The following is a 20,731-nucleotide window of genomic DNA, read 5'->3' on the forward strand; positions in this document are numbered from 1 at the left end:
CTGCGCGGCGTAGTGCCCACCCGGCACTTGGAACTGCACAGTCCCGGTTGCGTCGACAGCTTGATGTGAGGCTTTTTCCATGTTTGATCCGTTCATAGCGCCGAGCGGCACCCTGCTCGGTCTGCTGCAGAGGGGCCGCGGCGACGGCACGCTCCACGCACTCGCCGCACCACGCCCCGAGGCCCTGGCGGCTCTCAACCACTGCGTCCTGAGCGATCCGCGTCACGACTGGCAGGTGGAGAACCGCTCCCTCTACTACGCGCGCCTTTATCTCGACCTCGACGGCGGCATCGAAGAGATCGAACGGCACCTGTGCGATCCCGACGACCACCTCGACACCGACGACTCGCGCACCGGGCTGGCCCTCGCCGTGCTCGGCCACCTCGCCTCGTACGGACGCGGCGACGCCCTGGCCCTGCTGCGGCGGTACGCCGCGACCGGCGCCAACTGGGCCTGGGCCCTCGACGAGCTCGCCCTGCGCGACGACGACGCGGGACTCCGTGCCCTGGCCGTACCCGTGCTCGGCCGGTTCCCGGCCACCGAGGAGGGCGCCGCCGAGCTGGCCGCCGCCGTACGGGACGCCTACGAGCCCCGCCCCTGGCGGCTGTGGGCGGACGACCCGCGCGACGCGGTCGGCGCCAGGGTCCGAGCCGCCTCGGAACAGGGCTCGTTCGACCGCTGGCAGCGCCAGCTGCGGCCCGGCGGCCCCCGTCCGGGCTGGAGCGTCCAGGCGGTCTTCGACTGGGCCCAGCAGGGACTCGAACGCGGCAGCACCCTCCATGTGCCGGCCGCCCGCTGCCTCACCGCCGTCGCGGGCCCCGAGGACCGGCCCACGATCGTCGAGGCCGCCCGCAGCGGCCCGGAGGGCGCACGCTGTGCCGCGCTGCACTACCTGGCCGAGGCCAGGGACCCGGCCGTGCTCGACCTGATCGAGGCCGCGGCGGTCAGCGCCTCGCGCACCGTCGCCGACGCATCCGTCGCCGCCTTCGAGCGGATGTGCGGCGACGCGGCGGTGGACCGCGCCCGGCGCTGGGCCCGGCGGCCCGACGCGCTCGGCGCCTCCGCGGCCGGTGTGCTCGCCTGCCGGGGCGGTGCCCAGGACGCCCCGCTGGTCCTCGGCGCACTCCGCGAGGCCGTACGGGGCGAGGGACCGGACGCACCACGCCTGTGGACCCTCGTCGACGGCACGGGACGGCTCGGCATCGCCTGCGCCGCCCCCGTGCTGCGGCACGTCTACCGGGAGACCTCCTCCTCGCATCTGCGCGGCCGGGCGGCCCGCGCACTGGCCGCCACCGATCCCTCCTTCGCCACCGGATTCGCCGTCGAATGCCTGTGGGACTGCGAGGAGACCACCCGAGAGGTCGCCGCACTCCACGCGGAGACCGGCGACATCAGGGTCGCCGAGCGACTCCGCCGCCTCGCCGCCGACCCGGCCGAGGAGGCCGAGGTGCAGACGGCGGTACGCAGCCGGATCGGGCCCGACACCCCCGCGGTCTGACCGAGTACGAACAGCGACGCGCGTCGGGGGCGCGCGGCGCGAACGGGCGGGCCCGCAAGCACCCCGGCCCAAACGCTCACGGGACGTTCCCCGGGCGGAAAGATCCAAGTCGGCCCGGTCACGCCCGGCGTGGCGACAACACGCACATGCGTGTCGTCATCGTCACCGAGTCCTTCCCGCCCGATGTCAACGGCGTGGCCCACTGCACCCTCCAGACGGCCCGGCATCTCGTCGGCCGCGGTCACGAGCCGCTCGTCGTCGCCGCCGAACGCGGTCACCGTACGGCCGCGGCGGGCTTCCACGCGCTGCCGGCCGCCCGAGGACCGGCCACCGGCGCCGCACCCGGGCTCGAGCCCCGCCGGCCGCCCCCGAGCCGCCTCGACTCATGGCTCCGGCTCGCCACCGCCGGCACCGGCCGGCTGGCCCGCCGGAGCACCGATCTCCTGCCCCGGCTGCTGTGCCTGGCCGGAGCGGAGCTGCGGCACCGGGCGTGCGGCACGGTCGCACACCTCGACGGGCGTGCCGAGGAGGCCCTGCGGAGCGCGCTGACCGCCGTAGAGCCGACCGGCGTGCAGGGGGCCGGGCCGTCCGGGCCGTCGTCCGTGCCGCGGGTCAGTATGGAGGGATGACCGGACGCTGGGAGTTCTGGATCGACCGAGGCGGGACGTTCACCGATGTCGTGGGCCGGGATCCCGGCGGGCACCTGGTCACCCGCAAGCTGCTCTCCCACGACCCGGACCGCTACCGCGACGCCGCCGTGGCCGGAATCCGGGCGCTGCTCGGCCTCGGCCCCGGCGACCCGGTCCCCGCCGACCGGGTCGCCGCGGTGCGGATCGGCACCACGGTCGCCACCAACGCCCTGCTGGAGCGGCACGGCGAACCGACCGTCCTGGTCATCACGGAAGGCTTCCGGGACGCCCTGCGCATCGCGTACCAGAACCGGCCGCGGCTCTTCGACCGCCGCATCCTGCTGCCCGAGGCCGTGTACGAGCGGGTGATCGAGGTCCCCGAACGGATCGACGCCCACGGCCGGGTCGTCACCCCACTGGACCGGGAAGCGGTCACCGAACGGCTGAGGGCCGCCCGCGCCGACGGACTGCGCAGCGCCGCCGTCGTCCTGATGCACGGCTATCGCCACCCCGGACACGAGAGCGCCGTGGCCGAAGCGGCCCGCGAGGCGGGCTTCACCCAGGTCAGCTGCTCGCACGAGGTGAGCCCGCTGATCAAGCTCGTACCGCGCGGCGACACCACCGTCGTCGACGCCTATCTCTCACCGATCCTGCGCCGGTACGTCGACGGGGTCGCCGGTGAACTCGACGGCATCCGGCTGATGTTCATGCAGTCCAACGGCGGGCTGCGCGAGGCCTCCCACTTCCGGGGCAAGGACGCGGTGCTCTCCGGCCCGGCCGGCGGCGTGGTCGGCATGGCCCGCACCTCCGAACAGGCCGGATTCCGCCGGGTCATCGGCTTCGACATGGGCGGAACGTCCACCGATGTGTCCCACTACGCGGGCGAGTTCGAGCGCGAGCTCGGCACCCAGGTCGCCGGTGTGCGGATGCGTGCCCCGATGATGAGCATCCACACCGTCGCGGCCGGCGGCGGCTCCGTCCTGCACTTCGACGGCCGGCGCTACCGGGTCGGCCCCGACTCGGCGGGCGCGACCCCCGGCCCGGCCTGCTACCGCCGCGGCGGCCCGCTGACCGTCACCGACGCCAATGTGATGCTCGGCCGGATCCAGCCCGCGCACTTCCCCGCCGTCTTCGGACCGGACGGTGACCTCCCGCTCGACGCCGACCTGGTCCGCGAACGCTTCGACGCGCTCGCCGAGGACGTGACGCGGGCCACCGGAACACGGCGCACGGCCGCCGAGACCGCCGCCGGTTTCCTGGAGATCGCCGTGCTCAACATGGCGAACGCGGTCAAGAAGATCTCCGTGCAGCGCGGGCACGACATCACCCGCTACGCCCTGACCGGCTTCGGCGGCGCCGGTGGCCAGCACGTCTGCGCCGTCGCCGACTCCCTGGGCATCGACACCGTCCTCGTACCGCCGCTGGCGGGTGTGCTGTCCGCGTACGGCATCGGCCTCGCCGACGCCACCGCGATGCGCGAGCAGTCGGTGGAGGCGGAACTGAACGAGGCGGCCCGGACCGAGGTGGGCGAACTCTGCGACGAACTGGCCGCCCGGACCCGCGCCGAACTGCGCGCCGACGCCGTCCCCGACAGTGCGATCAGCACCCGTGCCCGCGTGCTGCTGCGCTACGCCGGTACGGATTCGAGCCTCCCCGTCGACCTGGACACCGCACCCGCCATGGCCGAGGCGTTCACCGCCGAGCACCGGGCGCGCTACGCGTTCACCATGGACAAACCCCTGGTCGTCGAGGCGGTCTCGGTCGAGGCGACCGGAACGGCCGGCCGGCACGAGCCACGCGCGGCCGAGCCCACGCCCCGCGCGGGCACCAAGCCCCGACCGCGCGACACCGTGCGGATGTTCGCCGACGGCCGATGGCAGGACACGCCGCTCCACCGCCGCGAGGAACTGCGTCCCGGGGACACCGTGACCGGCCCCGCCGTGATCGCCGAGGCGGACGCCACCACCGTCGTCGACCCGGGCTGGCGGGCCGCTCTCGCCGGCACCGGCCATCTGCTGCTCACCCGGGTCCGCCCGCGCCCGGACCGCACGGCCGTCGGTACCAGGGTCGACCCCGTCATGCTGGAGGTCTTCAACAACCTCTTCATGTCGATCGCCGAGCAGATGGGGGTGCGCCTGGAGAACACGGCGCACTCCGTCAACATCAAGGAGCGGCTCGACTTCTCCTGCGCACTCTTCGACACGGACGGCAACCTGATCGCCAACGCCCCGCACATCCCCGTCCACCTCGGCTCGATGGGGGAGTCCATCAAGGAGGTCCTGCGGCGCAACGGCGCCACGATGCGTCCCGGTGACGCGTACGCCATCAACGATCCGTACCACGGGGGAACCCACCTGCCCGACGTGACCGTGGTGACACCGGTGTTCGACGGGGCCGACAGCGAGCGGCCGGAGCTGTGCTTCCTCGTGGCCTCACGCGGACACCACGCCGAGATCGGCGGCATCACCCCCGGCTCCATGCCCGCCTTCAGCCGCACCATCGACGAGGAGGGGGTGCTGTTCGACAACTGGCTGCTGGTACGCGACGGCAGGTTCCGCGAGGACGAGACGCGCGAGCTGCTCACCACCGCCGCGTACCCCTCCCGCGACCCGGAGGCCAACCTCGCCGACCTGCGCGCCCAGATCGCCGCCAACGAGAAGGGCATCGCCGAACTCCGCCGCATGGTCGAGCAGTTCGGGCCCGAAGCCGTCGCCGCGTACATGGGGCACGTGCAGGACAACGCCGAGGAGTCCGTCCGCCGGATCATCGCCGGACTGCACGACGGCGCCTGTCGCTACGAGACCGACAACGGCGCGTTCATCGAGGTCGCCCTCACCGTGGACCGGGCCGCCCGCTCCGCGGTCGTCGACTTCACCGGCACCTCGCCGCAGCAGCCGGGCAACTTCAACGCACCGAAATCCGTGGTCATGGCGGCCGTGCTGTACGTCTTCCGGACCCTGGTCGCCGAGGACATCCCCCTCAACAGCGGCTGCCTCAAGCCCCTGGAGGTCCGGATTCCGGAGGGCTCCATGCTGGCCCCCGTCCACCCGGCGGCCACCGTCGCGGGAAACGTGGAGACGTCCCAGGCCGTCACCGGCGCCCTGTACGCGGCCCTCGGCATCCAGGCCGAGGGCTCGGGCACCATGAACAACCTCACCTTCGGCAACGAACGCGTCCAGTACTACGAGACGGTGGCGAGCGGCTCGGGCGCGGGCGACGGCTTCGACGGTGCCGACGCCGTACAGACCCATATGACCAACTCCCGCCTCACCGACCCCGAAGTCCTCGAATGGCGCTACCCCGTCCTGCTGGAGAGCTTCCGGGTGCGCGAGGGCAGCGGGGGCGGCGGGCGCTGGCACGGCGGCTGCGGCGTGGAGCGGCGGATCCGCTTCCTGGAACCCGTCACCGTGGCGCTGCTCTCCGGCCACCGCCGGATCCGGCCGTACGGCATGGCGGGCGGCGAACCCGGCGCACCGGGCGACCAGCACATCGAGCACCCGGACGACCGGGCGGCCACACCGCTGCGCGGCTGCGACACGGCCGAGCTGGAGCCGGGGGACGTACTGGTGCTGCGCACACCGGGCGGCGGGGGCTACGGAACCCCGGAGCCGGGCCGCGACGACGGTGCGGAGAGCGGTGGGGAACGGCCGTGACGCCACTACCGGCCGGCCCTGGGCCAGGGGTCGCTTCTGCGTCGTTTCGACCGTTGTCGGTGTGAGGACCTAATCTGTGCACCGTGACTTCGCCTGCCTACACGGACAACGCTGCGCCCCAGCTCAGCGCGGGGCCGCGGCCCGCCCCGGGCCCGGCCGCCGACGAGGGGCTCTCGCGGCGGCTGCGCGCGCTCGCCTGCACGGCGCCGCTGCACGACCTCGATGTGCGCAAGGCGAATCTGGCCGGTGAGTACACGGTCTACGCGATGGCCGAGGTCGCCCTCGCCGCGATCGACCTCGTCACGCTCAACATGGACTTCGACACGGGTGCCGACCACGACCAGATAGTGACCAGGCTGCTTCCCCGCGTCGCCGCCCAGGCCCCGGGCCGCCCCGTGGCCGAGCACGAGCGGGTCGCGCGCTGGGTGCTGGAGAACCTGATCAACGTCGGCAGCGTGGACCGCGGATTCCGTGCGGTGTACGGCACATTCGGCCCCGACGGGGTCTATGTCCGCCGGGACTACGACTTCAAGCTGATCGAAGAGGTCCCGGGATACGGCGGCACCGTCTACCTCCGCGCCACCGACGAAGCGGTCAACGTTTTGGTGGGTGCCCTCGACACGGACGTCACCAGCGCCCAGATCGCCGCCGAGGTGAAGCTGGAGGTCCTCATCAGCCGGGGCCGCCTCGCGGACGCCCAGCTCGCCGCCGAACAGGCCCGCTACCGCACCGTGCAGTACGCGGAGACCCTCCGCAAGACGCTGGAGGCCACCCGGCGCAACGTCCGCGCGGTCGACTGGCTCAACGCGGTCCCCGACATGATCGCCGAAGCGCTGGACCACGTCGCCGACCGCTACCGCCACGAGAACGCGATCCTCACCAACATCCGCAAGGCGCGCGACGAGGCGGAGGAGCCCGAGCACAAGCGCCGCGCCGCCGAGCTCGTCGACATCGTCAAGGACTGCATCCGCCGCCACACCCAGCTGCAGTCCCGCCTGCTGGAAGCCGGACCGCTGTTCCGCGCCGAACAGGACCGGCAGGCCTTCGCCACTCCCACGGCCCGCGCCGGCCTCGATCTGTACGGCCAGCTGGTCGCCCCACTGCTGCCGCTCCCCGTCGAACAGGCGATCCGCGTCACCGACGCCTTCTTCGCCCGCGGCACCGGGCTGCGCACCCCCACCTCGGTACGGGTCGGAGACCTCGTCGACATGCTGCTCACCCCGCCCCTGGAGCGGGAACACCTGGGCGCCGAGATGCCCGAGCCCGATCTGATCGCCACCCCCGACGACAGCAGGTTCAGCGAGGAGCAGCTCGCGAGCGCCATGGAGCTCCTGGACCTGGAGCACGACGCCCCGCGGCGCCTGTCCGGACTCCTCGCCGAGGCCCGGCTCCGCGATCCCGAACTGCCCTACCTGGTCGCCCTGCTCGCGGTGCACGCCGCGAGCCCGCCGGTCGGCACCGCCTACCGGCAGGGTGAACAGCGCCTGCTGTTCTCCGTCGACGACGGTATGCAGCTCGACGACGCCGAGTTCGGCGGCGCGGACCTGATCGTGGGCACGGCCCTGCTGGACGCGGCCGGAATGGCCGCCGACCGCACAGAGGCGTCATGACCGGCGCGGTACGCGCGGCACATCGCACGCCGACCCTGACGGCCCCCGCCGGTACCCACGCCGCGGGCACCGACCGGACGGACACCGCGAGAGCCGGCGCCGTCCACCCCGTACCGAAGAGTTTCCGCAGCAAGGAGCGACAGTCGTGAGCGACCACCGCGCACAGCACGCCGACGCGTGGGGCGAGCCGACCGCCGGGTACGCGACCGAGGGCTCGGGGCCCGCCGAGCCGGTGGGCCCCGCGGCCACCGCGTCCGTCACCCCGGCCGACGCGGCCGACGCCGCCCGCCTCGTCGCCTTCGGCCTCCAGCCCAAGCTGCTGCCCGCACGCGACGCCGAATACGCCGAACTGCTCCGCCGCTACCGGGAGGAGCCCGCCTTCGCCCGGCTCGCCGACGCCGTGGCGACCGGACTCGGCCTGGTCGTGCTGGAGGTGTCCACCCGCGCGGGCATGGCCGTGACCGCCGGCGAGGACTCGGTCTTCGCCGTCCGCATGGGCGACTACGCCCGCCGCGCCTCGTCCGACTCCGCCGACCGCTTCCTGCACGGGCTCGCACACCTGGCCGTCGCCGCGATGGCCTTCCCCCGCCCCGAGGACCTCGCCGACGACGCGTACATCGGCCGGATCACGGTCAATGGCGTCGACTCGTTCGTCCGCCAGGCCTGCCACCGCCTGGAGGAGCGCGCCGAGGAGCACGGCGACAACACCGACCCGGCCACCGACGCCCCCGGACTCGAAGCGGCCTGGCGGATCTACGCCCGGCGCAGCTCCACCGGCGCCACCAAGGACGCCCGGCGACTGGCCGGCTCCACCACCGGCATCGTCGGCAAGGCCGTCGCCTTCCTCACCGACTCCGGCTTCCTCCAGCGCACCGGGGACGACGCCGGGGGAGCCTTCCGCACCACCGCCCGCTACCAGCTCCAGGTCCGCGACATGGCCGGCAGTGCCGCCATGGCCGAACTGCTGGAGCTCGGCGTCGTACCGGTCACCGACGGCACGGCGACGCTGCTGCCGCCGCCCGGCGCCGACGACCTGGAGCTGGCCGCCGACGCCGGTCTGCCCTTCCACGCCTGACCGGCCCGCCCCGCCACCGCCCTCTCCCTTCCGCTGCCTGAACGACGAGAGTCCGCCGCCATGTACGAGCTGTCCCGGGTCCGCCTCTACTCCATCGGGCCTGCCGGCGCACGCTACGCCGACACCGTGCTCGACCTGCGCGGAGTGGGCGAGCCCGTGCCCGACCCCGCGCCGGCCCAGGCGGAGTTCTTCGAGGAGGAGCCGGTCGGCCCGCCGCGCCGCCCCGCCCCCGCCGGTGTGCTCTTCCTGGAGAACGGCGGCGGCAAGTCGGTGCTGCTGAAGCTGATCTTCTCGGTGATGCTGCCCGGCCACCGCAACACCCTGGGCGGCGCCAGCTCCGGCGTGCTGCGCAAGTTCCTGCTCGCCGACGACTGCGGGCATGTCGCCCTGGAGTGGCAGCACACCCTCACCGGCGAGTGCGTGGTCGTCGGCAAGGTCAGCGAATGGCGTGGCCGTCAGGTCTCCAACGACCCGCGGAAGTTCGCCGAGGCGTGGTACTCCTTCCGGCCCGGACCCGGCCTCAGCCTGGACTCCCTGCCGGTCGCCGAGGCGACGTCCGTACGCCGGCCCGTCGAAGGCGTCTCCGGCGCGCAGGGCAGACGGCGCACGATGAAGGGCTTCCGCGACGCCCTCACCGAGGCGGGCAAGTTCTACCAGCACCTCGATGTGCACTGGGAAGAGATCCACGACCGCTGGAACGAGCACCTCGGAGACCTCGGGCTCGACCCCGAACTCTTCCGCTACCAGCGCGAGATGAACGCCGACGAGGGCGAGGCGGCGGGGCTCTTCGCGGTCAAGAAGGACTCCGACTTCACCGACCTGCTGCTCCGCGCCGTCACCGACACCCGCGACACCGACGGCCTCGCCGACCTGGTGAGCGGCTTCGGCAACAAGCTGGGCCGCCGCGCCGAACTGACCGCCGAGCGCGACTTCACCGCAGGCTCCGTCGACCTCCTCGGCCGGATCGTGGAGACCGGCGGCACCCGCTCCCGTGCCCGGGACATCCACGCGGGCGCCGAGCGCCGCACCCGTACGCTCGCCCGCAGGCTCTCCGCCCGCGCCGGGCAGGAACGCGGCCGGACCGCCGAGCTGGCCCAGCAGGTGACGGGCGCCGCGCACACCGTCACCACGGCCGAACAGGCCCGCAGCCGCAGCGCCCTGATCGCCGCCGAACTGGCCTTCCGGCATGCCTCCCTGGCCCTGACCGCGGCCGAGAAGGGCGCAGCGGCCCAACGCCGAGAACTGGGTGACGCCCGCACCCTGCACTCCGCCTGGCAGGCCGCCGAGGCGGTGCTGCGCCACCGCGCCGCCGCAGACCGCTCCGCACGGGTGGCCGCCGCCATTCGCGAGGCCGAGCGGGACGCCGCGCCCGCGCTCGCCGCCCGCGCCCGGGCCGCCGCCGACCTCGTGCGGGCCCTGCACACCGCCGCCGAGGCCGGCGAGACGCTCGCCAACGAGGAGGAGGAGCGCTCCGACACCCTCCAGGCCGAGGGCGAGACCGCCCACCGGGATGCCACCACCGCCGCCACCGAGGCCCAGCGCGCCCGCAGCGAGGCCGGACATCTGCGCCAGCGCCTCGCCGAGGTCGAGCAGGAGACGGCACAGGCGGTACGGGCCGGCTGGCTCGACGACACCGCACCGGACGCCGACCCGGCGCGCGCCGCCCTCGCCGCCAGCGACGCCGAGACCTCCGCCGTCGCCGCGTGGGACACCGCCAGGGAGGCCGCCCGCTCGGCGGCCGACGTGGCCAGGCAGGCCGCGGCCGCCGAGAGCCGCGCCGAACTTGCGGCGGCGCGCGCCGCCGATGCCGCACAGGCCGCGGAACAGTCCTACGAGGCCGAGCTCAGGGCAGCCGAGTCGATCGCCGCCGACCACCGGCTGGCCGACCTGCTGGGCCTGCCCGCAGCCCACGGCACCGGCGTGCCCCGGCCCCGCCGCGGCGCGGCCGGAACGGACCTGGAAACCCCGCCCGGCGCGGACACCACCGACCGACGGACCGCCGGGGAGGCGCCCGGCCAGACGGGCGAGGCGACTCACCCCGCTCACACGGCCCAGGGCACCCACACCGCCACGGCCGAACAGACCACCGCCCACGAACAGCCGCTCACCGCCCAGGAACTCGACCGCAGCGCCGCCGAACTGCGGGAGCTGCTCGACCAGTCCATCGCCTCCGCCGAACGCCGCCTCTTCGAACTGCGCACCGCGGCCGCCGACGACTCCCGCATCCTCGGCGCACTCGGCGACGGCGGACTGCTGCCGCCCGGACCCGACGTCCTCGCCACCGTGGAGTACCTCGGCGAGCACGGTATCCCCGCCCTGCCCGGCTGGCGCTACCTCGCCCAGGCCGTCGACCCCGCCGACCACGCGGCCGTCCTCGCCACCCGTCCCGAGCTCGTCGACGGCGTGGTCATCACCGACCCCGACTCGCACGCCCGCGCCCGCGAGGTCTTGAGCGGCGCCGCACTGCTGCCGCGCTCCGCGGTCGCCGTCGGCACCGCCGCCGCGCTGCTCGCCCCCGTCCCGGCGGCGGGCACGGGCCCGGCTGCGGGCACCGAAGGCGTGTTCCTCGTCCCGCCGAACCCGGCGATGCACGACGAGCACGCCGCCGACGAGGAGCGGCAGGCCCTCAGGAGCCGGGCCGCGGCCCGGGACGAGGACATCCGCACCCTCGTGGCCCGCCTCACCGGCGACCGTTCCCTCGCCGCCCGCATCGGCTCCTGGCGGGCCGACTGCCCGCCCGGCATGCTCGCCGAGCTCGCCGAGGGCGCCCGCACCGCCCGCACGGCCGCTCAGACCGCCGAGGCCGAGCTCGCCGAAGCCCGTACGGTCCGCGCCGAGGCGGACGAGGCCGCCGTGGACACCGCCCGCGTCCGTGACGAGCGCCAGGAGGCCGCGCAGCGGGCCCGCCGCGCCGCCGACGCCCTCGCGGGCCTCGCGTACCGGCTCCGCGAGCGCGCGGGCTGGCAGGTGAAGCTCCGTGAACTCGTCGACGAGGCGGCCGAGTCCGAGGCCCGCGCCACCGTCTGCCTGGAGCGGGCCCGCGCCGCCGACGAGGACCGCAGGGCCGCCCAGCGCGCCGCCGACGACGCCCGGCGTACCGCGCGCGCCCTGCGCGCCGAACGGGCGGAGATCGCCGGCGCCCCCGAACAGCTCCCGGAACCCGGGGGCGACGAGAACCCGCGCCCCGCGCTCCCCGCCCTGCGCGAGGCGTACCGGGCCGCGTCCCAGCTGTACGAGAAGGTCGGCGTCGGCGCGGATCTGCGCGCCGAACAGGCCCGCGCGGAGAGCGACGAGAGCGCCGCCCTCGCCGAACTGGACCGGCTCACCAACAAGGTCCGCACCCGCGCCGCCCAGCTCCTCGAAGGCACCGACGGCGCGGACGGCCCCTCCCGGCAGGCGGCCGCCGTCCGCGCCGAGTCCCTGGTCCAGCTCCTGGAGACCAGGGCCTCCACGGCGAGCGAGCAGCTGGGCCGGCTCCGCGGCGAGGCCGAGCGCCTGGCCCCGGCCGACGGCGAGCCCCACCACACCGAACTCCCCGAGGAGCTGGTCCCCGCCGACGCCGACCGGGCCCAGACCCTCCTGCGTACCGCCACGGCCGAATTGGCCTCCGCCACCGCGACCCTGGACACCGCCCGCGCCGCCCACGCCGAGCTGCTGCACGCCCACCGCACCGCGGAGGACTCGGCAGGCGGCTTCGACGAGACGGCGGCCCTCCTGCGCGACGTGCTCCGGGACCACGGCGCGGACGACGACACCGAGGCCCCCGAGCCGTACCCCGGCAGCCTCGACGAGGCCCGCCAGTCCGCCGCCGACGCACGCCGCTCACTGCGCGGCTGCGCCGCCGACCTGTCCGCCGCCGAGAGCGCCGTACGGGAAGCGAGCGACATCCTCGTACGGCACGCCAACTCCACGCGTTTCGAACAGGTCCGCACCCCCGCCCGTCAGCAGATCCGCGAGCTGCCCGCCGCGGCGCTGCCCGAGCACGCCGACAAGTGGGCCGCCGCCTTCGCGCCCCGGCTCCGGGTACTCACCGACGAGCTGGCCCAGTTGGAGCGCAATCGCGACTCCATCGTCGACCGGCTCCGCGGTCTCGTGGAGTCCGCGCTCACCACCCTCCGATCCGCCCAGCGGCTCTCCCGGCTCCCCGAAGGACTGGGGGAGTGGTCCGGTCAGGAGTTCCTCCGGATCCGCTTCGAGGAACCCGACCAGACGACGCTCACCGAGCGGCTCGGCGAGGTCGTCGACGAGGCGACCCGCGCCGCGCTGAGGAAGAACTCCGATCTGCGCAGGGACGGCATGTCCCTGCTGCTGCGCGGTGTGCAGGCGGCGCTGGAGCCCAAGGGCATCGCCGTGGAGATCCTCAAGCCGGACGCGGTGCTCCGCGCCGAGCGCGTCCCGGTCGGACAGATGGGCGACGTCTTCTCCGGCGGCCAGCTGCTCACCGCCGCCATCGCCCTGTACTGCACGATGGCCGCGCTGCGCAGCAACGACCGGGGCCGTGACCGGCACCAGCACCGGCACGCGGGCACCCTCTTCCTGGACAACCCCATCGGCCGCGCCAACGCGACCTATCTGCTGGAGCTCCAGCGCGCGGTGTCGGACGCCCTGGGCGTGCAGCTGCTTTACACGACCGGACTGTTCGACACCACGGCGCTCGCCGAATTCCCGCTGGTCATCCGGTTGCGCAATGACGCGGATCTGCGTGCCGGGCTGAAATACATCAGCGTGGAGGAGCATTTGCGCCCCGGTCTGCCGCAGCAGGACCCGAATGGCGAGACGGTGCACGGCGAGATCACCGCCACCCGCATGTTCAAGCGCGCCACGACACCCCCCGACACGGCCGAAGAGAAGTAGGGCGGGCGGGGACGCGCGGGGCCGGGGCCGGAGGACGCTCGCGGCCGCGGCCCGCCGGCGCTCAGGCCCGGGAGAGGCTCTCCGCGCCCCGGCGGCGTATCCGGGCCTCGTCCCGCTGCGCGGCCCGCTCCGCCCGCCGCGCCCTGCGCCGCTCACGGCGCAGCTGCCGCGCCGAACTGCTCGGCACCGAAATCACGCCGTTGCGCTGATTCCAGACCTGCCGGGTGACCCAGACGTCCAGCACCGACCAGGTCGCGACCACGGTGCCGGCCACGCTGCTCAGCACCATCGGAAAGGCCAGCCAGGACCCGGCGAGCGTGCACAGGAACGCCACCATGGCCTGGATGATCGTCAGCGACATGATGAGCACGGCACGCACGGCGGAGCCGCGCACCGGGTCCGGCATCCGCCGCCGCGTCGCGGGTTCTTCCACCCACAGCTGCTGGCGCGGGATCTTCGCCCCGCCCGCCGCCGAGTTCGCCGTCGCGGCCGGTGCCGGTGGCATCGCTCCCCGACGCTGTTCCGTTTTCAAGGACTCTCAACTCCCCACCGCTGTCCGACTTCAGGGTTGCTGCCCGGCATGCGCCGTTTCTACGCCGGAGGATCGGACCATCCTGCCTCGCGGCGTCCGTTCCGCGGCGCCCGCCCGGCGGATCAGGCATCGTGACCTCGACCATGATCCCGCCGAACAGGCTCTGGCTCTCCCTGTGTTGCCCCTGCCCCGTACAGAGAGACGAGTGAACAGCCGTGAAGATTCCCCCGAGCCGTTGCGAAGCGAAGAATTCCAGCCAACTGCCTTAGGGGGCAGGGTGAAGCCATGGCTGGGCTCTTCTGCCGCTTTCGCGAATTTCATTGCCCGGAATACCAGGGCAACCCGTGATCAACATAGGATAGCGCGGCTGAAAATAGTCCGGACAACCCTTCGAGTTGCTACTCCGTCAGTAGTAGGCTCGCGCCGTTTGTTGACGAAACACGACCCCCGCCCCGCGGGGTCGAGCTGGGGGAGTCCATGCGCTTTCGCGGAAAGTCCATCCGCAGGAAGATCGTGGCACTGCTGCTGGTGCCCCTTGTTTCCCTCACCGGACTCTGGGGATTCGCCACCTACCTGACGGGGCGCGAGGCCCGTCACCTGCTGAGCGCGAGCACCATCGTGGAGAAGGTCGCTCATCCTCTGGAGGACACCGTCCGCGCCATTCAGGACGAGCGCCGCCAGACTCTGGTCTTCCTCGCCGACCCCAGGGCCTCCGACGCCCTCCCGCTCCTGCAACGCCAACGCGCGGCCACCGACCGCGTCCTCGCCGGCGTCCAGGACAGCGCCCGGCAGGAGGACATCCGCGACGCGCTCAGCTCCGAGGACGACGCACAGCTGAACTCGATCCTCGGCACCGTCGAGGGCCTGGGCGCGCTTCGCGAATCCGTCGACAGACGCACCATCGACCGCTCCAAGGCGATGGAGTTCTACGGTCGGCTCATAGACCCGTGCTACCGCTTCCTGACCGGCCTCCGGACGATGGAGAACGTGTCGATGGACAAGCAGGTCCGCGCGCTGGTCGGCATCTCACGAGCCCGCGAAATGCTCTCCCGCGAAGACGCCCTGGTCACCTCTTCGCTGATCGCCGGACGGCTCACCGCCTCCGAGCTCCGCCAGATCTCCGACCTCGTGGCCAATCGCAAGCTGCTCTACGAGATCAACATCGACGCGCTGCCCGCCTCCGAGCGCCGGCGCGTGGAGCAGTACTGGGCGAGTCCGGACAGCGAGCCGCTGCGGACGGCGGAGAAGACCCTCATCGACGGCGGCCCCACCCAGGACCCGCGCGCCGTCGACGCCGAGCGCTGGCAGGAGGCCGCCCCACCGGTCCTGGAGCGGCTGGCCAACGACTCCACGGAGATGAACAACCGTTTCCAGGACCGTGGCAAGCCCGCCGGCTACAGCGTCCTGATCAAGGCCGGCGTCGCGGGCGTCCTCGGCTTCCTCGCCCTGATCGCCTCGGTGTTCGTCTCCGTACGCATCGGCCGTGAGCTGATCCGGGACCTCTCCCGGCTCCGCAAGGACGCCCACGAGGTCTCCGGCGTACGGCTGCCGAGCGTGATGCGCCGCCTCGCCGCCGGGGAACAGGTCGACGTCGAGACGGAGGCCCCGCACCTCCAGTACGAACGGGACGAGATCGGCCAGGTCGGCCAGGCCCTCAACACACTGCAACGGGCGGCCGTCGAGGCGGCGGTCAAGCAGGCGGACATGCGACGCGGCGTCTCCGAGGTCTTCGTCAACCTCGCCCGCCGCAACCAGGTGCTGCTGCACCGGCAGTTGACGCTCCTGGACGCGATGGAGCGCCGCACCGAGAACACCGACGAACTCGCGGACCTCTTCCGCCTCGACCACCTGACCACCCGCATGCGACGCCATGCCGAGGGCCTGGTGATCCTCTCCGGCGCGGCCCCGTCCCGCCAGTGGCGCAAGCCGATCCAGCTGATGGACGTGGTGCGGGCGGCGGTCGCCGAGGTCGAGGACTACGAGCGGATCGAGGTCCGCCGGCTGCCCCGTATCGGTGTGGGCGGCCCCGCCGTCGCCGACCTCACCCACCTGATCGCCGAACTCCTGGAGAACGCGACCGTGTTCTCGCCCCCGCACACCGCGGTCCAGGTGCACGGCGAACGCGTCTCCAACGGCTTCACGCTCGAAATCCACGACCGCGGCCTCGGCATGCCCGCCGAAGTCCTCCTGGACGCCAATCTCAGGCTCGCCGAGACCCCCGAGTTCGAACTCTCCGACACCGACCGGCTCGGCCTGTTCGTGGTCAGCCGGCTCGCCCAGCGCCAGAACGTCCGTGTCTCGCTCCAGACCTCTCCGTACGGGGGCACGACCGCCGTCGTCTTCATCCCGGCGGCGCTGCTCACCGACGCCCCGGACACGCACGGCACCGGTTTCCGCCTCGACCGCCGGGCCGAGCGGGCGATCGGCAGCGGCGACAGGGCGGCCGGCGAGGTGTCCGGCAGCGACCGGGACCGCAGGGACGGCGCACCGGACCGCCGGGCCGCCGGCAGGTCCCCGGGCCTCGCCCCCGTGCCGACGGGCCTGATCGACCCGGCCCTCCTCGACGGGCCCGTCGAGCTCGAAGGCCCTGTCGGAACGCTGGGCTTCGACGGCGACCCCGTGCTCGATCCGCTGCTGGGCGGCTCCTCCGACATCGACGACACCGAGAGCGAACGCGGCGGCATCTTCCGCGCCCGCGACCTCCGGCGCGAGGCCGACCGCGAACAGCACCAGCAGGCCACCGACCACTCGGCCGAGCCGACGGCGGGCGTACGTCCGATGCGCCCGGCCGGCCCGGTGCCGCTGCCCCGCCGCAAGCCGCCGACCCTGATCACCGACAACGGCCGACGGGTCGACGAAGCGGGCCGCGCCCGTCCCGCGAACGCCGGGCACGGCATCCCGCAGGGCTCCGCCGACGCGGGCGGACCCGCCACCCGCAGCACGCCTCCCGACGCCGACGGATCGCGTCCCGGGGCGGCCACCGAACCCCGGCAGCCCACCGGCTTCCGGAAACCCACCGAGCCCGCCACACCCGAGGATTCCGTGTCCCGAAGAGCCCCGAGCGTCCGGGAGACCGTGGGTGGTCTGCCCCGCCGTATCCGGCAGGCCAGTCTCGCCCCGCAACTGCGCGAGGAATCGGTCGTCCGCGACACCGAGCCGGCCCGAACGGAACCGGATCAGGACTTCGAGCGTGATGCGGAGGAGGTGCGCAGCCGCATGGCTTCGCTCCAGCGCGGCTGGCAACGCGGCCGACGGCAGAACGCCGAGGACGTGACCGGCCCCGGTGACACAGCACGAGGAACCACTCCGGGAGGGGACGGTCGATGACCGCACCGAACGTCGCAGCAACCAACGCCGCACGTCAGGGCTCCGGCCAGCTCAACTGGCTGCTCGACGAACTCGTCGAGCGCGTCGCCAGTATCCACAAGGCGCTGGTGCTCTCCAGCGACGGCCTCGCCACCGGCACGTCGAAGGACCTGACCCGCGAGGACAGTGAACATCTGGCGGCCGTCGCCTCCGGATTCCACAGTCTCGCCAAGGGGGTCGGCCGGCACTTCGACGCCGGCCGGGTCCGCCAGACCGTCGTCGAACTCGACGAGGCGTTCCTGTTCGTCACGGCGGCCGGTGACGGCAGTTGTCTCGCGGTGCTGGCCGACGCCGACTCCGACGTGGGCCAGGTGGCGTACGAGATGACGCTGATGGTCAAGCGCGTCGGCGCCCACCTGGCCAACGCTCCCCGGACGACCGGTCTGTCCGCCGGGGGGTGAGTGAACGGTGAGCGCCGAATCCTCCAGATCTCCGGCAACGCCCACCGACCCGCAGGCCTCGCGCTGGTACGACGCCGAAGCGGGGCCGGTGGTCCGTCCGTACGCGATGACCCGGGGCCGAACCAGCAGTGCCTCCCGTCATCGGCTCGACCTGATCGCGATCGTCGTCCCCGAACCCGAGGCCGACGATCCCGGCCGGGACCAGACGCTCTCCCCGGAGCACGTGGAGATCATCGAACTCTGCAATGGCATGCCCCAGTCGATCGCGGAGCTCGCGGCCGGCCTGGATCTCCCCGTCGGGGTGGTCCGGGTGCTGGTCGGCGACCTCGTCGAGGACGAGCTGGTGCACGTAACCCGTCCCGTTCCGCCGGCCGAGCTGCCGGATGTGAACATTCTTCGCGAGGTGATCAATGGCCTTCGGGCGCTCTAGCCGCAAGAAGCGGCCCGTGGAGCCCGTTACCCTGAAAATCCTGGTGGCGGGCGGCTTCGGAGTGGGCAAGACGACTCTGGTCGGCGCGGTCAGCGAGATCAGGCCGCTGCGTACGGAGGAACGACTCAGCGAGGCGGGCCGCCCGGTGGACGACCTGGCGGGTGTGGAGGCGAAGACCACCACCACCGTGGCCATGGACTTCGGCCGGATCACCCTCCGTGAGGACCTCGTGCTGTACCTGTTCGGCACCCCGGGGCAGGACCGTTTCTGGTTCCTGTGGGACGAACTGGCCCAGGGCGCGCTGGGGGCCGTCGTGCTCGCGGACACCCGGCGGCTGGAGGACTGCTTCGCGGCGGTCGACTACTTCGAACGCCGCGCCATTCCGTTCACCGTCGCCGTCAACTGTTTCGAGGGAGCCGACAAGTTCCCCACCGAGACGGTGCAGGCGGCGCTGGACCTCGACCCGGAGGTGCGGGTGCTCATGTGCGACGCGCGCGACCGCGGCTCCGTACGGGACGTGCTGGTGGCCGTCGTCGAGGACGCGGTGACACGCGAGAACCGTGTCCGTGAGCCCGCCGCGACGTAGCAACTGTCCGGCGGTCCAGGGCCGGGCAGGCCCGGAACGACACGGCCCGTACCCCCGCCGACCGGGGTACGGGCGTGCGTCGTCGTGTGACTGGGCCAGGAGTCCTCTCCGGCTGTGACGGACCGTCAAGACCCCTGGCACTCCTGGCGGCAGCCGTTTTCGGCGAGCCACTCGGCGGCCGTCTCGGCCAGCTCCCGGTCGCGTCCCGCCAGCATCATCCGGATCATCTGCACATCGCCGCGGAGCGACCAGGCGGGGTGCCCGAAGGTGGCCGGATTGTTCTTCTCGATCAGGAAGTGCGCGGGCCAGGCGGTCCCGTACCCGATCAGCGGCAACGCGGCCGCGTACCTCTTGCGCCCTCGCGCCAGACCGTATGCGGTGACCGCGAGCCCGGTCAGGGTGCCCGTCAGATGGACCCAGCGGGTCGCGGCCTTGGAGTGCATCGCCACGTAGTAGGGCCAGAACTCTTCGTAGGAATCGAACGTCTGCTGTGACATACGGGCACCGTAGTGGCTGGGACCGCAACCGGACACGGCCGGTCCGCGTCCGAGAGGAAGAAGCGGGCGGCCGGAACCCACGGGGGTGGTCCCGGCCGTCCGCTTCCACGCACCGGCGTCAGTGCCCCGCGACGGACCGCTGGGTCACCGGGAAGTCGAAGTAGGTGTCCGGGAACAGCTCGGGCTTGAAGGTGTAGTGCCACCATTCCTCGGCCAGATTCACGAAACCGGCGTCCGTGAGCGTCTTCTTGAGGAACTGCCGATTGGCGCGCTGCGTTCCCTGGATACGCGGGTCGTCGGTGTGGGAAAGCGTGTCGAAGCAGTCGAATCCGGTGCCCATGTCCACGGAGTTGTCCGGGAACCGCTCGGCCGCGGGTGCGTAGCAGGACACCTGCGGGCTGCCGGGCCGGTACGGCGGGGTCGGCGCGGCGGGCAGCTTCACCAGCGTCAGGTCCACCGTGCTGCCGCGGCTGTGCCCGGACTTCTCCGCGATGTAGCCGTCCGCGAAGAGCCGTGTCTTGTCGACCCGGGGGTAGAACTCGCCCTTCATGGTCTCGTCGTCGAGATCCTTCGCCCACCGTACGAAGTGGTCGACCGCCCGCTGCGGCCGGTAGCAGTCGTACACCTTCAGCGAGTAGCCCCGGCGCAGCAGCCGGGTCTGTGCGTCGTGCAGGGCCCGGGCCGCGGGCCGGGTCAGGATGCAGAGCGGCTTGCGGTAGCCGTCCACCGGGACGCCCATGAAGTTGTGGGCGGTGGGGTAGCGCATCTCCTGGATGATCGTCGGATCCACCGAGCTCAGCGCGACGAACTCCTCGGGTGCCTTGGGCTCGGGCCTCGCCTGAGCCGTGGGGGCGGCGGCGGTGACGGCGAGCAGGGTGGCGGCAGCGGCCGCCAGGACACGGAAAGCGGAAGCAAGACCTGTCATGAGCACATAATCCAGCAGTACGGGGGAGTCCGCCGGACGATCCGGTACAGTCCGCGCGTGTCCGAGCCGAAGAGCAAGCCCGAGAGCAAGTCCGAGAGTGAGCCGGGAAACAAGCCGGGAAGCAAGCCCGGGAAGCCGGCCAAGGACTCCCACTGCGGCAGCTGCGGAGCACCCTACGCGGCCTCCGCCACCTGGCCCCGCACGTGCACCGCCTGCGGCAGCACCGCCTACCGCAATCCGCTGCCGGTCGCCGTGGCCCTGCTCCCCGTCACCGACCGCGACGGCACCGCCCTCGTCGTGATCACCCGCACCATCCCGCCCCACCGCGGCGGGCTCGCCCTCCCCGGCGGCTACATCGACCACGACGAGGACTGGAAACACGCGGTCGTACGGGAACTCGGCGAGGAGACCGGCATCGGAGCCGACGAACGGGAGGTCCGCCTCGCCGACGCCGTCAGCGCCCCGGACGGACACCTGCTCCTCTTCGGCCTCCTCCCGCCGCGCCCCGCAGCCGCCCTCCCGCCCTCCGGCCCCACCGCCGAGACCTCCGGCTTCCAGCTGCTCCGCGCGCCCACCGAGCTCGCCTTCCCCCTGCACACCCGTGCCGTCCGCACCTGGTTCGACGGCGGCTACCACTGACCGGCCCCACAACCCCCGCGCACACCACGGACCGTC

General features: G+C 73.0%; 14 protein-coding genes. 11 read left to right on the forward strand and 3 right to left on the reverse strand.

Annotated elements, in window-relative coordinates; all coding sequences use genetic code 11:
• The first annotated feature begins 79 nt into the window (after positions 1 to 79).
• The 6 genes from BT364_RS35725 to BT364_RS35750 all read left to right on the forward strand — a co-directional run bounded on the left by BT364_RS35725 (position 80) and on the right by BT364_RS35750 (position 13,319).
• Positions 80 to 1,498: a hypothetical protein gene (locus tag BT364_RS35725; protein ID WP_072489349.1), complete on the forward strand. Its 1,419-nt coding sequence runs from the start codon at positions 80 to 82 to the stop codon at positions 1,496 to 1,498.
• A gap of 146 nt (positions 1,499 to 1,644) precedes the next feature.
• On the forward strand, positions 1,645 to 2,127 hold the full coding sequence (locus tag BT364_RS44470; protein ID WP_072489350.1) for a hypothetical protein: 483 nt from the start codon (positions 1,645 to 1,647) through the stop codon (positions 2,125 to 2,127).
• The gene (locus tag BT364_RS35735) at positions 2,124 to 5,780 is read left to right on the forward strand and encodes a hydantoinase B/oxoprolinase family protein (protein WP_072489351.1); all 3,657 of its coding nucleotides are present in this window, start codon (positions 2,124 to 2,126) and stop codon (positions 5,778 to 5,780) included. Before BT364_RS44470 ends, BT364_RS35735 begins: the two co-directional genes overlap by 4 nt.
• A gap of 83 nt (positions 5,781 to 5,863) precedes the next feature.
• Complete coding sequence (locus BT364_RS35740; RefSeq protein ID WP_072489352.1) at positions 5,864 to 7,390, forward strand: hypothetical protein; 1,527 nt, start codon at positions 5,864 to 5,866, stop codon at positions 7,388 to 7,390.
• A 145-nt stretch (positions 7,391 to 7,535) separates the two neighbouring features.
• A complete protein-coding gene (locus BT364_RS35745; RefSeq protein ID WP_072489353.1) occupies positions 7,536 to 8,465 on the forward strand; it encodes a hypothetical protein in 930 nt (309 codons plus the stop codon).
• 60 nt (positions 8,466 to 8,525) lie between these two features.
• Positions 8,526 to 13,319: a hypothetical protein gene (locus BT364_RS35750; RefSeq protein WP_072489354.1), complete on the forward strand. Its 4,794-nt coding sequence runs from the start codon at positions 8,526 to 8,528 to the stop codon at positions 13,317 to 13,319.
• Positions 13,320 to 13,380: 61 nt separating this feature from the next.
• Here the strand turns inward: BT364_RS35750 and BT364_RS35755 are convergent, their stop codons facing one another.
• Complete coding sequence (locus BT364_RS35755) at positions 13,381 to 13,824, reverse strand: hypothetical protein (RefSeq protein ID WP_072489355.1); 444 nt, start codon at positions 13,822 to 13,824, stop codon at positions 13,381 to 13,383.
• A gap of 504 nt (positions 13,825 to 14,328) precedes the next feature.
• On the opposite strand from BT364_RS35755, the gene BT364_RS35760 reads away from it, so the two are divergent.
• The 4 genes from BT364_RS35760 to BT364_RS35775 are packed head-to-tail and all read left to right on the forward strand — an operon-like array spanning position 14,329 to position 18,634.
• Positions 14,329 to 17,178, forward strand: coding sequence for a nitrate- and nitrite sensing domain-containing protein (locus BT364_RS35760; protein WP_072489356.1), 2,850 nt, complete (start codon positions 14,329 to 14,331; stop codon positions 17,176 to 17,178).
• Positions 17,175 to 17,618, forward strand: a complete 444-nt coding sequence (locus BT364_RS35765; RefSeq protein WP_072489357.1) for a roadblock/LC7 domain-containing protein — start codon at positions 17,175 to 17,177, stop codon at positions 17,616 to 17,618. Before BT364_RS35760 ends, BT364_RS35765 begins: the two co-directional genes overlap by 4 nt.
• Positions 17,619 to 17,625: 7 nt before the next feature.
• On the forward strand, positions 17,626 to 18,048 hold the full coding sequence (locus BT364_RS35770) for a DUF742 domain-containing protein (protein WP_072489358.1): 423 nt from the start codon (positions 17,626 to 17,628) through the stop codon (positions 18,046 to 18,048).
• Positions 18,029 to 18,634, forward strand: coding sequence for a GTP-binding protein (locus BT364_RS35775; RefSeq protein ID WP_072489359.1), 606 nt, complete (start codon positions 18,029 to 18,031; stop codon positions 18,632 to 18,634). Before BT364_RS35770 ends, BT364_RS35775 begins: the two co-directional genes overlap by 20 nt.
• A gap of 125 nt (positions 18,635 to 18,759) precedes the next feature.
• Here the strand turns inward: BT364_RS35775 and BT364_RS35780 are convergent, their stop codons facing one another.
• Positions 18,760 to 19,131 carry an Mpo1-like protein gene (locus tag BT364_RS35780; protein WP_072489360.1) on the reverse strand — a complete coding sequence of 124 codons (372 nt, stop codon included), beginning with the start codon at positions 19,129 to 19,131 and terminating at the stop codon, positions 18,760 to 18,762.
• Positions 19,132 to 19,249: 118 nt separating this feature from the next.
• Positions 19,250 to 20,056, reverse strand: coding sequence for a M15 family metallopeptidase (locus BT364_RS35785; protein WP_072489361.1), 807 nt, complete (start codon positions 20,054 to 20,056; stop codon positions 19,250 to 19,252).
• 57 nt (positions 20,057 to 20,113) lie between these two features.
• Between BT364_RS35785 and BT364_RS35790 the strand changes: the two genes are divergently transcribed.
• Positions 20,114 to 20,695, forward strand: coding sequence for an NUDIX domain-containing protein (locus BT364_RS35790; RefSeq protein WP_072489362.1), 582 nt, complete (start codon positions 20,114 to 20,116; stop codon positions 20,693 to 20,695).
• Positions 20,696 to 20,731: the final 36 nt, after the last annotated feature.

This window comes from Streptomyces atratus, from assembly GCF_900119365.1.
In the GTDB taxonomy this organism is placed as follows: Bacteria; Actinomycetota; Actinomycetes; order Streptomycetales; family Streptomycetaceae; genus Streptomyces; species Streptomyces atratus_B.